This is a genomic window from uncultured Roseobacter sp., from assembly GCF_947495025.1.
In the GTDB taxonomy this organism is placed as follows: domain Bacteria; phylum Pseudomonadota; class Alphaproteobacteria; order Rhodobacterales; family Rhodobacteraceae; genus Roseobacter.
Genome location: NZ_CANLXG010000002.1, coordinates 1,083,381 through 1,096,311, shown reverse-complemented (window position 1 = coordinate 1,096,311; position 12,931 = coordinate 1,083,381). Strand labels below are relative to the sequence as shown.

The window sequence follows — 12,931 nt, the reverse complement described above, 5'->3', positions numbered from 1 at the left end:
CACAACAAGCCGATCATATTTCCGGGGACTTTACTATGGAACTCTCCACAAAAACAGAAGATCAGTTGCGCATAGTGTCCGTACAGGATGCCAGGATTGACGCCGCTGTGGCGCTGGAATTCAAGGACGCCATGCGGTCCGAGACGGACGACGGGCCAGACCTGGTTGTACTTGACCTCAGCAAAGTGGAATTCATCGACTCCAGTGGCCTCGGCGCAATTGTTGCCGCAATGAAGAACATGGGGGCAGACCGCAAACTGGCACTGGCCGGGCTGACCCCGACGGTCCAGCGCGTGTTCCAGCTGACCAGGATGGATTCTGTCTTCAGCGTATTCCCGACCCTTGACGGCGCTCTCGCCGAACTGCGTAACTGACGAGCCTACGGAAAGGACCGAGCCAATGGCTGCGGAAATCCTCCCCCCCTTTGAAGTTTCGATCATGAGCAGCGAAATGGCTGTGCGCGAAGCGCTGAGCCGGTTCCTTTCTGCCCTTGGCCCGATCGGGCTTGATGTCGAGGAATCCGGAACGATCGAACTGGTTCTGGCAGAAGTTCTGAACAACATCGTCGAGCATGCGTATCCCGAAGGCAGTCCCTCAGGGCCGATCGATATCCGCTGTGTACACAAAAAAGACGGGCTGCATGTGAGCATCACCGATGCAGGACTGGCGATGCCTGACGGGCAGCTGCCCCTGGGCAACCAGGTTTCCGTTGATGTTGACCTGGGCGATCTGCCCGAGGGTGGATTTGGCTGGTTCCTTATCCAGGACCTGGCCAAGGACGTTCATTATGCCCGCAACGCAACGCAGAACCGGCTCACGCTGCGTCTGCCGGTTGGAATTATCATGTAAAGACCCTGTTAAGACCTGAGGCGGCCGGTCTTACTTTCTTCTCAATTATTCCCCAAACGAACAAAATCACTTCATAATGCGGCCTTGTTCGACCGGCATAACTGCTCCTGTAGCTGCATATAGCTTCCCTCGGCGCCGCGTCTAATAGCCCCCACCCAGTGCGCGGCGTCGAGGAATTCCTCCCCTATCCCTGTTCTGGCTCGTGGACATCCGGCATCATCGCACTAATGTGCACTGTGCCTGTCGACGGGGGAATATATGCGCGATTTTCACTTTCCGGGCCGGTCCCCGGTCCTTGCCACCAACGGTATGTGCGCAACGTCGCACCCGCTGGCCACAAAAACAGCCATCGATATTCTGGAACGCGGTGGAAACGCCATGGATGCGGCAGTTTCCGCATCGGTCCTGCTGGGCATCTGCGAACCCCAGATGACAGGAATAGGCGGCGACTGCTTTGTGCTGTGGTCTGAAACGCCAGACAGTGAGGTCAAAGCTTTGAACGGTTCGGGCCGCGCGCCCGCTGCATCCGACGCCGCCCTGCTGCGACAGGCCGGTCACAGCAGGGTGCCGGTAAACAGCGCGCACGCCGTAACCATTCCGGGAGCCGTCGACGCATTCTGTTACCTGTCAGAAAATGTGGGTCGCATCGGCCTCGACGCGATACTGGAACCCGCAATCAGATATGCAGAGTCCGGTGTGCCGGTCGCTGACCGCGTCGCATTCGACTGGGAAAGAGATGCCTGGGTACTGCAGGGCGTCGCAAAAGACCGCTTTATGATCAACGGCGCTGTCCCCAAGGGCGGTGAAATTTTTGCAGCACCCGGTCAGGCCGACGTTCTGCGCCGTATCGCACGGGACGGGCGCGACGCCTTTTATACCGGCGAAATCGCGGAAGACATGGTCAGTGCACTGACCGCGCTTGGCGGCACACATACGCTCGATGACTTTGCCAGGGTGTCTTGCACGCCGACAATACCTGTTTCCGGAACGTACAGGGATCTGGAGGTTGTCGAACATCCGCCAAACGGTCACGGCGCCACCGCGATTCTGATGATGAACATCCTGGCGCAGTTCGACATTTCAGCAATGGATCCGTTTGGAACGGAAAGAACGCATATCGAGGCCGAGGCCGCCAAACTGGCATATGACGCACGTAACCGCTTTGTCGCGGATGCGGACTACATGACGCGGCTGGATCACATGCTCAGTATGGATACTGCCCGTCAGCTTGCCGATCTGATTGACCCGCGCACGGCGATGGCATCGGCGATGACACTCAGCGAAACGGTGCACAAAGAAACCATCTATATCACGGTGGTCGACCGCGACGGCATGTCGGTTTCGCTGATCTATTCGATTTTTAACGGGTTCGGTTCGGGGATTGCATCGGACAAATACGGGATACTGCTGCAGAACCGTGGTGCAGGTTTCACGCTTGAAGAGGGCCACCCGAACGAAATGAAGGGTGGCAAGCGACCGCTGCATACCATCATTCCGGGCATGATCCGCAAGGGTGGCCGCGTCGTCATGCCCTTTGGGGTCATGGGGGGCGCATACCAGCCCCACGGACATGCGCGTTTTGCGTCCAATCTGTCCGACTTCGGAATGGACCCGCAAACGGCGATCGATGCTCCGCGCTCGTTCCCGGACCAGGGGAATATGAAGGTCGAGCGCGGTTTCTCTGATACTGTCCGACAGGAACTCACCGATATGGGCCACAACGTCACAATCCCCGACACTGCCATTGGCGGCGCCCAGGCGATTCTGATCCGTGACGATGGTGTGCTCGAAGGGGCCAGCGATCCGCGCAAAGATGGATGCGCGCTCGGATACTGAGCCCCCTGGCTCAGTTCATCTGGAAGTGCAGTGGATATGTGCCGTTCTGAAACGGACCAAAGAGATCAGGGATGTCCGGATGATCAACAGGTTCGCCTGAATAGTCCGCGACAAGGTTCTGCTCCGACACGTATGCTACGTAATAGCTCTGCTCATTTTCAGCCAGAAGGTGATAGAACGGCTGTTCTTTTGCAGGGCGGCTGTCCTCGGGAATTGCCTCGTACCATTCGTCGGTATTTGCAAATTCGGGATCCACGTCAAAAATCACACCGCGGAACGGATGTTTCCGGTGCCGGACGACCTGTCCAAGGTGGTATTTCGCGCGTGTACCATTCATAACAATGCTGCCTCTACCGCCCGTTATTAAACGGTTCAATAGCCATTTGTCCATTTCCTGGACCGCAATTTCGGGAAACAGATTGTGAACCTTGCACTTACAGTGCTGGAAATTGTTGCTCCGGTCTTTTTGCTGGCGGCTATCGGCTATACGTGGGTGCGGTGCGGGCTGGAATATCGCCTGCAGTTTGTCACTCAGCTGGCCATGACACTGTCTTTGCCTTGTCTGATTTTTGTTTCGCTTATGGAAACAGAGATTGACGCACAGGCACTGACGGCGCTGTCGCTGGCGTCCGCGGCTGCCTATGGGGCGGTAACGCTGGTGGTTCTGGTCCTTGTCCGGGTTATGCGCCTCGACAACCGGACGTTTACCAGCCCTCTTATCTTTGGAAATACCGGCAATCTGGGGTTACCGCTGGCGCTTTTTGCCTTTGGAAACGAAGGGCTGAGCTATGCGATTATCGTGTTTGCTGTCATGCTGGTCTGGAATTTCACTTTCGGGATCTGGATGGTTGCCGGCCAGGGTTCGTTGACCAAAATTCTGCGCGAACCTCTGTTTGGCGGTACGGTACTTGGACTTCTGTTCATGTGGCAGGGCTGGCGCACACCGGAATTTCTGACCAACACGCTGAGCCTGGTGGGGCAGATCGGCATTCCTCTGATGCTGATCACCCTTGGTGTCGCCGTGGCGCGGCTTCGTGCCGGCGGGATGCTGCGCGCAGTGTTCCTCAGCGCAGTCAAACTTATCATCTGCACCGGTATCGCATGGGTCGCAGCCCGTGGTTTTGACCTTGATCCGGTTGCCTTCGCGGTGCTTGTTCTGCAGGTGGCAACCCCGGTTGCTGTGACCTCTTATATGCTCGCCGAAAAGTATGGTGCGAAATCTGATGAGGTCGCGGGGCTTGTCGTCGCCTCAACCCTGATGTCGGTGGCAGCGCTGCCTGTTCTGCTGGCAGCTCTTCTGTAGAAAACGTGATTTCCCTGAGCACTTTTTTCAGCTACAGTAGGCTCAATAAAAATATAAAAAAGCGAGAGGCAGATGAGCAGAACTCTTCGCGCTTTGGGACTGATTTTACTGGTGGCCTCGTGTGGGGGTGGCCAGTCGTCGGCGCCGCGTAATCTGGATAACGCGTGCCGTCTGGTTCAGGAGCGCCCGCAGTACATGAAGGCATTCCAGGAAACGGAACGCAAATGGGGCGTGCCCGTGCATGTTCAGATGGCTACGATTCATCAGGAGAGCCGTTTTGTGTCCAATGCGCGCACGCCACACAAATACGCGCTGGGTGTGATTCCGATGGGGCGTCAGTCCAGCGCTTATGGCTATGCACAGGCGCTTGATGGCACGTGGGAGGACTACCAGCGTGCCACTGGTAAGCGCTTTGCCCGGCGAGACCGCATTCGCGATGCCAGTGACTTTATGGGCTGGTATATGAACATCAGCCGCGAGCGAAACGGCATTTCCCTTTATGACACGCGCAACCAGTACCTTGCCTATCACGAGGGCCACACAGGCTATGCCAGAGGGTCCTATAACCGTAAGTCCTGGCTGCTGAACGTGGCGAACAGGGTAGACGCCCGTGCGGACACCTATCAGGCGCAGCTGGCGGCCTGCAGCGTCGGACGATAAGGCTCAGCGATCGCGCTGGGTGACAGCGCGATCAGCACTGAACAGGGATGACGCAAGGTTCATCCCTGTTTCGAATTCACCCAGAATAACCGTTGTCGTCCCACCGTTAGCGTCGTTCACAATCCACTGGCGCAGCTGGACCGGGTTCTCGGTGAAACTCATCTGTATGTTGCCGTATTCCGGATTTTCCGGGTCCCGTGCCGTCACGATTGTGGCGGTGCCATCAAAAGTATGGTTTGTGACCATGCTGGCGCGCGCCAGATTGATATTGCGGGCAAGGATCAGTGACAGCGGGGTGCGCCTCAGCGGATAAGTCTCCGGCGGCTGATTGGATTTCTTGTCGATAATAAAGACAGCGTTGGCCTCGGCAATGACCAGCGCCTGCTCGGGCGGGTCATATTCAAAGCGCATCTTGCCCGGGCGGCTGATGTACAGCCGGCCGGTGCTCAGCGACCCGTCATCATTGATCTGCGTGAACGATCCCTGCGCCGTTTTCAGACCATTCAGGTAGTTTGAAATCGCATTCAGCGACAGCTGATCTGCTGCTGCCGGACCAATGCCTGCCGCCATCAGGCAAATGGCCAGAAAACTCCGTCGGATCATCGTCATCGCGGCTTCCTTATTGCGTCATTTCTGCCCTGTGATGTAGGGCGCCGGGCTCTGCTATGCGATAGCAAACACCCGTTATGCGCAAATTGTTCCGCAGATCAGCCCTGCTCCGGCACCAGAATTTCGCGTTTACCCACGTGATTGGCCGCCGAGACAAGACCCTGCTCCTCCATCTGCTCAACGAGGCGCGCCGCCTTGTTGTAGCCAATGGCCAGTTTCCGCTGGATGTAGCTGGTGGAGCACTTGCGATCGTTGATCACCACCTGCACGGCGGTATCATAAAGCGCGTCTTCACCATCTGTGTTGCCACCCAGACCCAGAACCGCGTCAATGCTGCTTTCGGTGTCCTCAGACGGCCCCTCGACCACGCCCTTGACGTAGTCTGGTTCGCCAAAGGCTTTGAGGTGGTTGACGATTTCCTCGACTTCCTCATCGGACACGAACGGGCCATGGCAGCGCGTGATCTTGGCGCCACCGGCCATGTAAAGCATGTCGCCCATACCCAGCAGCTGTTCAGCGCCCATTTCACCCAGGATCGTCCGGCTGTCGATTTTCGATGTCACCTGGAAGGAAATCCGCGTCGGGAAGTTCGCTTTGATCGTACCGGTAATTACGTCAACAGACGGACGTTGCGTGGCCATAATCAGGTGGATACCGCTGGCACGCGCCATCTGTGCCAGACGCTGGATGCAGGCTTCGATTTCTTTGCCCGCAACCATCATCAGGTCGGCCATTTCATCGACGATCACCACGATATAGGGCAGCGTTTCGGGCGTGTTCTCTTCTGTTTCAAAAACCGGCTCGCCCGTGTCCTCGTCAAACCCTGTCTGCACTGTCCGGCTGAACAGTTCGCCTTTGGCCAGAGCCTCGCGCACGCGGCCGTTGTAACCTTCGATGTTACGCACGCCCATTTTGGACATCTTGCGATACCGTTCCTCCATTTCACCTACGACCCATTTCAGCGCAACCAGCGCCTTTTTGGGGTCTGTCACCACCGGAGACAGCAGGTGCGGAATACCGTCGTAAACGCTCAGTTCGAGCATTTTGGGGTCGATCATGATCATCCGGCATTCTTCGGGTGTCAGCTTGTAGAGCAGCGACAGGATCATGGTGTTGATCGCAACGGACTTACCCGAACCGGTCGTTCCCGCGATCAGAAGGTGTGGCATCTTGGCCAGGTTGGCGACCACCGGATCGCCGCCGATGTCCTTGCCCAGCGCCAGCGGCAAACGGTGATTGCCGTCCCCGAAATCGCGCGCGGAAAGGATTTCTCTGAGCACAACCTTTTCGCGGTTTTCATTGGGCAGTTCGATACCGATCACAGACCGGCCCGGCACCGTAGAGACACGTGCGGAAAGTGCTGCCATTGACCGTGCGATATCATCTGCGAGACCAATAACACGGCTCGCTTTGAGGCCGGGCGCGGGTTCAAGCTCGTACATGGTCACAACCGGACCGGGGCGCACGGCCACGATCTCGCCCTTAACCCCGTAATCGTCCAGCACGGATTCGAGCATGCGGGCGTTTTCTTCGAGTGCCTCATCACTGAGGTGCAGGCGCGGGATTTCCACCGGGTTCTCAAGCAGGCTGAGCGGTGGCAGCTCAAAGCCCGGGTGAGATTCGTCGAAAGACAGTGTGGGTTGCGCCTCTGCCTGTGCACGGCGCGATGGCTGAACAGGTTTGCGGGCGGGCTGCTGTACAACCCGGCGCGGTTCGGCTGCCGGGACGACAGGTGTCTGGACAGGTGGTTCCGGCGCGATGTCAGTTTCCTGAAGTGCGACCTCAGGAGCTGGTGGCACAGCCGGAGCCGCGGCCGTCAATGGCGGTTCTGCACGCGCTCCGGAAGTGTCCAGAACCAGCGGGTCCGGGCCACGTCCGCGACCACGCGTCAGAGGTGCTGTCGTCGGAGTGTGCACAGCGCTGCCCGTGCGGACCCTCGATTTGATCACATCAGCAATACGGGCTTTGATGCGGTCCTCGCCCGGCGCCTCGACGTCGTCCGAAAACGCATCGGGGTCGACCAGCTCCTGCTCGGGCATGGTTTCAGGGCGGCGCACCAGCCCGGGCATCCGGGAAAAGAGACCCGGTTTGCTGGTCTCCGGATCATGAAAAGCAGGCGCTTCGGGGGCGGGTGCCACGCGTGTTGCGTCAGCCCCGGCAGCCTCTCGCGCTCTGGCACGGCGGTCTGCTGCCCGGGCTGAAAGCACCTGTGCCGCATTTACCGTTCCGCTGGCACTTTTGCCGAGCAGCGTCATCAGGCCGGCATACATCATGACCAGCCCCAGCAGCAGAAAGCGCCCGATGCGCAAAAGCTCATCCTTTGTGAAGCCAAGCACAAAGGCACCAAGTGCGAGAATTCCAAGCGCCATAAGCAACGACATCAGTTTGACCGTCAGAACAGATCCGATCGGCAGCAGCGTCAGCAACGCGCCCATTACGGTATCGCCGAAAAGCCCGCCAAGGCCAAAGCTGTGCGTGTCCAGCCAGTTGCCGGCAGGCGTCAGGGTTGCAGCATAAATTGAGCCCGCCGCAATCGCGATGGGGGCAAAGATCAACCGTCCCACGGCACGATCAGCACCTTTGTGCAGCGCAAAGCGCAACCCCCACACCAGCAGAACGATTCCAAGGCCCCAGGACCCCCAGCCCACGATCATGAACAGCGGTGCCGCTATAGACGCGCCAGTACGCCCCATCCAGTTCTGCGTTGGCGCATCGGTTGAAACCATCCAGTTGGGATCGTCAGGCGTATAGGATGCAATCATCGCACAGGCCATCAACCCCAGTGCGATCAGGAACAGTCCAAAGAGCTCTTTGCCCCTTTTCTCCATCGCCTGCGCCATGTTGCTGTCAAACAGCGGGTCACGACCTCTAGTCTGATATGCCATTGCTCTGATCCCTCGTCATTTATTGCGGATAAAGGCAGTCACGGATCAGTTCGATCCCCCGTGCCGTTTCCGCTTTTGGAGCCACCATGGCGGCCCGTATGTATCCCTGCCCCGGATTTTCACCGTTCCAGTCCTGTGCCAGATATCCCCCCGGCAGAACCCGGACCCCGGTTTCGCGCCAGAGTTTCACAGCGGCTTCTTCGTCGCTTTTCACTGGCAGCCAGAGAAAGAAGCCAGCCTCGGGGCTGGCATAGCCGGGCACATTACCCAGAACCCGGTCAGCGATGTCGTATTTCTCAACATACATTGCCCGGTTTTCGATCACGTGTTCCTCGTCGTTCCAGACAGCGGCTGATGCCAGTTGTATCGGAAGTGGCAGCGGCGATCCGGCGTAGTTTCGCAACTGTTTGATCTGTGTAATATTTTCAGCGCTGCTGGCGACGAATCCAGACCGCAGACCCGGCAAATTCGAACGTTTGGACAGCGAATGAAAAATCACAACCCGATCAGGGTCAGCGCCCGTCTCGTGCGCAACCTGAAGCGCCCCTACCGGCGCTTCATTGCGGTAAATTTCCGAATAGCACTCATCGGCAAAAATCCTGAAGTCGTATTTTTCCGCAAGTTCGATCAGACCACGCCAGTATTCATAACTGGCGACAGCACCCTGCGGGTTTGCTGGCGAGCAGATGAATGCAGCAGTTGTCCTGTTCAGAATGCCATCAGGCAGGCTGTGATAGTCCGGCAGATGTCCGCTTTCCGTCGTCGCCGGAACCATTACCGGGTCGGCCGCTACGGACAGCGAGGCAATCATGTAGACCTGGTAAAAGGGGTTCGGCATCAGGATGGCCGGTTTTCCACCTGCTTTGGTTTCAGGACATAAGGCCATGACTGCATTGTACAGCCCTTCGCGCGTGCCGTTCAGAGCCATCACCTGGCTCTCAGCGTCGAGCGGCACGCCGTACCGGCGCGAGACAAAACCGCAGATCGCCTCTTTCAGCGCAGGGGCCCCATCGTTTGGCGGATAGCTGTTAAAGCCTGCGGCATGTTCGGTTATTTTATCGGTGACCCACGCCGGAAACGCATGTTTCGGCTCGCCAATTGTCATGTGGATGGGCTCACCACCGCCTTCATGCACGTCCAGAAGAGCGCGCAGACGCGGCCATGCGTGAGCCGGAAGGTTCGAAAACCGCTCGGGGTACACCATTAAAACTGCCTCAGGTCGGGATCATTAGCGTCCCGTTTCTCCTAAGGTACCTGTGGCACGCGCCTGCGTCCACAAAAACGCGCAGCTTTATCGAAATTTGTGGCTTTTAGGCCAAAGCTGCTTCGACAGCGGCACCGGTGCGCAGCAAAGCCTCTTCGTGGCCCGGCGCACCCATCAGCATCAAACCGCAGCTTGCCACACCCGCTGGCAGGCTCAGCGCGCAGAGCCCCATCAGGTTTCCGATCCGGGTGTTGCGCAGCGACAGCAGGTTTTCGGTCACATAGTAATCGTGGTCCGTGTTCAGTCGCCCGAGGTTCGGCGGCAGGATTGGCGCAGTTGGCAGAATGACCGCATCGAAACCGGCGGTCGCTCTGTCATAGGCAACCCGCGCTGTTTCAAGTGCGGCCCAGGCAGCCACATAGTCTGGACCGGAATGGTTTTTACCAAGGCGGAACCGTTCCAGAATTTCGGCATACATGGCTTCCGGATTGGCCTCGATCACATCTCGCCACAGACCATAGGCCTCTGAGGTATACAGGCAGGTCGTGAGCGCCATTGCATCATTGATTTCAGGGATATGGAGTCGCGAAATCTGCGCCCCGGCATTGCCGAGCCGTTCTGTCGCCTCTTGAAAAGCCGCAAGCGGCTCCTCGCGGACATCCTCGAGAGCAACTGTTTCGAGAATGGCAAAACGCTTACCTTCGAGTGTAACACCGGTCAGGTCAGCGGGCCTGCGGCCTTCGAGCAGGGCAAGCAGATGCGCAGCATCCCCGACGGACCGGCAGAGCGGACCTACTGTGTCAAACTTCAGCGCGAGCGGTACCACCCCTTCCAGGCTCAGGCGTCCCGCCGTTGTCTTCAGGCCCACAAGGTCGTTCCATGCAGAGGGTATGCGCACCGATCCCCCTGTATCAGACCCGATCCCCGCAGCGGCCAGATCAAATGCAACTGAAGCTGCCGCCCCGGAAGAGGATCCACCCGGCACCGCATCCGCATCATTGACACAGGGCGGTGTAGCGGTGCTTGGATTGTGCCCCAGGCCCGAGAAAGCCAGTTCGCTCATATGTGTTTTGCCAAGGCAGACGAGGCCAGCAGATGTCGCGTTCTCAAGGACACGCGCATCCCGCGACGGCACCCGACCAGTCAGCAGCTTCGATCCTGCCTCGGTTGCGATACCCGCCGTATCGAACAGGTCTTTCCAGCTGATTGGCACACCATCCAGAAGCGATCTTCTCTGGCCCAGCCTGGCCCGGTCTGCCGCTGCCCTGGCTTCTGCCAGCGCACGATCGGCGGTTACGCGGGCATAAATCCTGTCCCGCAACGGATGCCTGTCAATCGCATCGAGATACGTTGTAGTCAGCGCAACAGCATCGATTTCGCCTGTACCGATACCGCGCCCCAGTGCGGTCGCCGTCATACCAAGCCATTCCTGCATCCTGTACCCCCGGGGTCTGACAGTTCTGGCGGGACGGTAGCGACGCAAGCGCGCATGGACAATCCCCTGCCAGCCGTGCAGGAAAAGGGCATGGAAACCGATTGCGACATCATTATCGTAGGGGGCGGGCTGAACGGGCCTGCACTGGCGCTGGCATGCGCCTGTGCTGGCCTGACATCCACCGTGATCGACACGCTGCCTGCCAGCCCGATGAAAAAGAAGGGTTTTGACGGGCGCTCTTATGCGGTGGCCCTGTCGTCAGCGCGGCTTTTGCAGGCCATTGGTCTTTGGGAACAGCTGGCGCCTGACGCACAGCCGATGCTGGACATCAAGGTAACGGACGGACGTGCCGGAGAGGGGCCGTCTCCGTTCTTTATGCATTTTGATCATGCCGAGATCGAAGAAGGCCCCATGGGATATATGATTGAGGACCGCCATCTGCGCCCTGCGCTGCACAGGGCGATGGAAGCCTCCGAACAGATCTCTCAGATCAATGGTGCGACAGTCGTCGCTCAGCAGGCCACCGCAGCGGGCGTAACGGTCACGCTGGACGACGGACGGCAGATCCGTGGCCGGTTGCTGGCCGGATGTGACGGGCGCGCGTCGGGAACCGCGTCACGGGCAGGCATAGGGCGCACAGGCTGGCCTTATAAACAAACGGCGCTGGTCTGCGCCATCTCGCACGACCGCCCGCACAACGGGGTGGCGCATCAGTTCTTTATGCCAGCCGGTCCGCTGGCCATTCTGCCGTTGAAAGGCAACCGGAGCTCGATTGTCTGGAGCGAGACAGCGGCAGATGCCGCACGTATCCATGCGATGAACGATGCCGATTATCTCGCTGTTCTCCGCCCACGGTTTGGCAGTTTTCTGGGTGAAATCGATCTGGCGGGCGCGCGGTACACCTACCCGCTGTCGCTTTCGCTGGCCAACAGTATGATCGCGCCGCGCACCGCTCTGGTCGGTGATGCCGCCCATGGAGTCCACCCGATCGCAGGGCAGGGTCTGAATGCGGGTTTTCGGGATATTGCGGCGCTGGCCGAAGTTTTGGCTGATGCCCGTCGCCGTGGGGATGACATCGGTTCCGACATCACGCTGGGCAGTTACAAGACCTGGCGGCGGTTCGACAATACAACGCTGGCCATGGCGACTGATACATTCAACCGTCTGTTTTCAAACGATAACGCTCTGCTGCGCGCCACGCGTGATATCGGGATGGGAATTGTCGGCAGATGGCCGGGCCTGCGCCGTGGTTTCATCCGGGAGGCCGCCGGACTGACCGGAGATCTGCCGCGCCTGCTCAAAGGTCAGCCGCTTTAGTCGAGCGGGCGCGCCTCGTCGCTCAGCATGACCGGGATCCCATTGCGAATGGGAAACGCGAGATTCGCCGCGCGCGAAACAAGCTCCTGGCGTTCTGCGTCATATTCCAGCGTTGTGTGCGTCTGCGGACAGATCAGCGCCTCAAGCATCCGGCGGTCTGCAGTATTGTTGGTATCACTCACTGAATCATCTCACTTTCTGTACCACCCCGCAGGGTGTATTCGATCAGCGTCACCAGCGTTTCACGGCGCGTCGAAAGGCTGGGAGCTTCGAGCAGCGCCTGTTTATCCTCGGGATCGAAATCCAGCATCATGGACAGCGAATTGATCAGCAGTTCGTCATCCGCGTCGCGCAGTGTGTCCCAGTCTGCCGAAAGTTCACGCGCATCAAAATAGCGCTCGAGCAAAACAAGAAACTCGTCGCGGTCAAATCGCTGATCTTCCTCATCAGGCCCAAGATCACGGTCAAATCCGTCCCACAGCACATCGCACCGGCGGTAGGGCGTAAACCCCTCAACCTCGCGTTTCACCCGGAAACGGCAGACACCGCCAAGCGTGATCAGGTACCTTCCGTCTTCTGTCTCGGAGAACTGTGTAATGCGCCCTGCACATCCGATTGTATGCAGACCGCTGCCGGAACGCCCGGGTATCTCATTGGGTTGGATCATACCGATCAGACGGGTCGGCGTTTTCAGCGCGTCCTCGAACATCTGCAGATACCGTGGTTCAAAGATGTGAAGCGGCAATCGCGCCCGTGGCAGCAAAAGAGCACCGGGCAGCGGGAAGATCGCAATCGTTTCGGGAAGCTCTGCGGCGTTTATCATACCCACGGAC

Annotated in this window: 13 protein-coding genes; 6 read left to right on the top strand and 7 right to left on the bottom strand. The window is 58.5% G+C overall.

Annotated features, from left to right (window positions below; translation table 11 throughout):
* Positions 1–35 precede the first annotated feature (35 nt).
* The 3 genes from Q0792_RS13535 (at position 36) to Q0792_RS13525 (ending at position 2,685) form a co-directional block, all read left to right on the top strand.
* Positions 36–374 carry an STAS domain-containing protein gene (locus Q0792_RS13535; RefSeq protein WP_298841454.1) on the top strand — a complete coding sequence of 113 codons (339 nt, stop codon included), beginning with the start codon at positions 36–38 and terminating at the stop codon, positions 372–374.
* A 25-nt stretch (positions 375–399) separates the two neighbouring features.
* On the top strand, positions 400–849 hold the full coding sequence (locus Q0792_RS13530) for an ATP-binding protein (protein WP_298841451.1): 450 nt from the start codon (positions 400–402) through the stop codon (positions 847–849).
* 258 nt (positions 850–1,107) lie between these two features.
* Positions 1,108–2,685 (top strand): gamma-glutamyltransferase family protein, encoded by a 1,578-nt coding sequence (locus Q0792_RS13525; RefSeq protein WP_298841449.1) that lies wholly within the window; start codon positions 1,108–1,110, stop codon positions 2,683–2,685.
* A gap of 10 nt (positions 2,686–2,695) precedes the next feature.
* Here the strand turns inward: Q0792_RS13525 and hspQ are convergent, their stop codons facing one another.
* Entirely contained in the window at positions 2,696–3,022 is a 327-nt protein-coding gene (gene hspQ, locus Q0792_RS13520) for a heat shock protein HspQ (protein ID WP_298841447.1), read from the bottom strand.
* Positions 3,023–3,106: 84 nt separating this feature from the next.
* On the opposite strand from hspQ, the gene Q0792_RS13515 reads away from it, so the two are divergent.
* Positions 3,107–3,988, top strand: a complete 882-nt coding sequence (locus Q0792_RS13515; protein ID WP_298841444.1) for an AEC family transporter — start codon at positions 3,107–3,109, stop codon at positions 3,986–3,988.
* A gap of 72 nt (positions 3,989–4,060) precedes the next feature.
* Positions 4,061–4,648 carry a lytic transglycosylase gene (locus Q0792_RS13510; protein WP_298841442.1) on the top strand — a complete coding sequence of 196 codons (588 nt, stop codon included), beginning with the start codon at positions 4,061–4,063 and terminating at the stop codon, positions 4,646–4,648.
* Between the two features lie 3 nt (positions 4,649–4,651).
* Here the strand turns inward: Q0792_RS13510 and Q0792_RS13505 are convergent, their stop codons facing one another.
* The 4 genes from Q0792_RS13505 to Q0792_RS13490 all read right to left on the bottom strand — a co-directional run bounded on the left by Q0792_RS13505 (position 4,652) and on the right by Q0792_RS13490 (position 10,781).
* Entirely contained in the window at positions 4,652–5,251 is a 600-nt protein-coding gene (locus Q0792_RS13505; RefSeq protein ID WP_298841889.1) for an outer membrane lipoprotein carrier protein LolA, read from the bottom strand.
* Between the two features lie 104 nt (positions 5,252–5,355).
* Entirely contained in the window at positions 5,356–8,142 is a 2,787-nt protein-coding gene (locus tag Q0792_RS13500; protein ID WP_298841439.1) for a DNA translocase FtsK, read from the bottom strand.
* A 19-nt stretch (positions 8,143–8,161) separates the two neighbouring features.
* A complete protein-coding gene (locus tag Q0792_RS13495) occupies positions 8,162–9,346 on the bottom strand; it encodes an aminotransferase class I/II-fold pyridoxal phosphate-dependent enzyme (protein ID WP_298841436.1) in 1,185 nt (394 codons plus the stop codon).
* Between the two features lie 106 nt (positions 9,347–9,452).
* On the bottom strand, positions 9,453–10,781 hold the full coding sequence (locus tag Q0792_RS13490; RefSeq protein WP_298841431.1) for an amidase: 1,329 nt from the start codon (positions 10,779–10,781) through the stop codon (positions 9,453–9,455).
* Between the two features lie 90 nt (positions 10,782–10,871).
* Between Q0792_RS13490 and Q0792_RS13485 the strand changes: the two genes are divergently transcribed.
* On the top strand, positions 10,872–12,098 hold the full coding sequence (locus tag Q0792_RS13485; RefSeq protein ID WP_298841428.1) for an FAD-dependent monooxygenase: 1,227 nt from the start codon (positions 10,872–10,874) through the stop codon (positions 12,096–12,098).
* On the opposite strand, the gene Q0792_RS13480 is transcribed toward Q0792_RS13485, so the two are convergent.
* Both Q0792_RS13480 and Q0792_RS13475 read right to left on the bottom strand, forming a co-directional pair.
* Positions 12,095–12,280 carry a Trm112 family protein gene (locus Q0792_RS13480; protein ID WP_298841425.1) on the bottom strand — a complete coding sequence of 62 codons (186 nt, stop codon included), beginning with the start codon at positions 12,278–12,280 and terminating at the stop codon, positions 12,095–12,097. The genes Q0792_RS13485 and Q0792_RS13480 overlap by 4 nt on opposite strands.
* Positions 12,277–12,921: an LON peptidase substrate-binding domain-containing protein gene (locus Q0792_RS13475; protein ID WP_298841887.1), complete on the bottom strand. Its 645-nt coding sequence runs from the start codon at positions 12,919–12,921 to the stop codon at positions 12,277–12,279. Before Q0792_RS13475 ends, Q0792_RS13480 begins: the two co-directional genes overlap by 4 nt.
* Between the last annotated feature and the right edge of the window lie 10 nt (positions 12,922–12,931).

Bases quoted from the DNA above. Each gene is read 5' to 3' on its own strand.
- Q0792_RS13535 (WP_298841454.1), top strand. From the start codon at position 36: ATGGAACTCTCCACAAAAACAGAAGATCAGTTGCGCATAGTGTCCGTA.
- Q0792_RS13530 (WP_298841451.1), top strand. From the start codon at position 400: ATGGCTGCGGAAATCCTCCCCCCCTTTGAAGTTTCGATCATGAGCAGC.
- Q0792_RS13525 (WP_298841449.1), top strand. From the start codon at position 1,108: ATGCGCGATTTTCACTTTCCGGGCCGGTCCCCGGTCCTTGCCACCAAC.
- hspQ (WP_298841447.1), bottom strand. From the start codon at position 3,022: ATGAATGGTACACGCGCGAAATACCACCTTGGACAGGTCGTCCGGCAC.
- Q0792_RS13510 (WP_298841442.1), top strand. From the start codon at position 4,061: ATGAGCAGAACTCTTCGCGCTTTGGGACTGATTTTACTGGTGGCCTCG.
- Q0792_RS13505 (WP_298841889.1), bottom strand. From the start codon at position 5,251: ATGATCCGACGGAGTTTTCTGGCCATTTGCCTGATGGCGGCAGGCATT.
- Q0792_RS13500 (WP_298841439.1), bottom strand. From the start codon at position 8,142: ATGGCATATCAGACTAGAGGTCGTGACCCGCTGTTTGACAGCAACATG.
- Q0792_RS13495 (WP_298841436.1), bottom strand. From the start codon at position 9,346: ATGGTGTACCCCGAGCGGTTTTCGAACCTTCCGGCTCACGCATGGCCG.
- Q0792_RS13490 (WP_298841431.1), bottom strand. From the start codon at position 10,781: ATGCAGGAATGGCTTGGTATGACGGCGACCGCACTGGGGCGCGGTATC.
- Q0792_RS13485 (WP_298841428.1), top strand. From the start codon at position 10,872: ATGGAAACCGATTGCGACATCATTATCGTAGGGGGCGGGCTGAACGGG.
- Q0792_RS13475 (WP_298841887.1), bottom strand. From the start codon at position 12,921: ATGATAAACGCCGCAGAGCTTCCCGAAACGATTGCGATCTTCCCGCTG.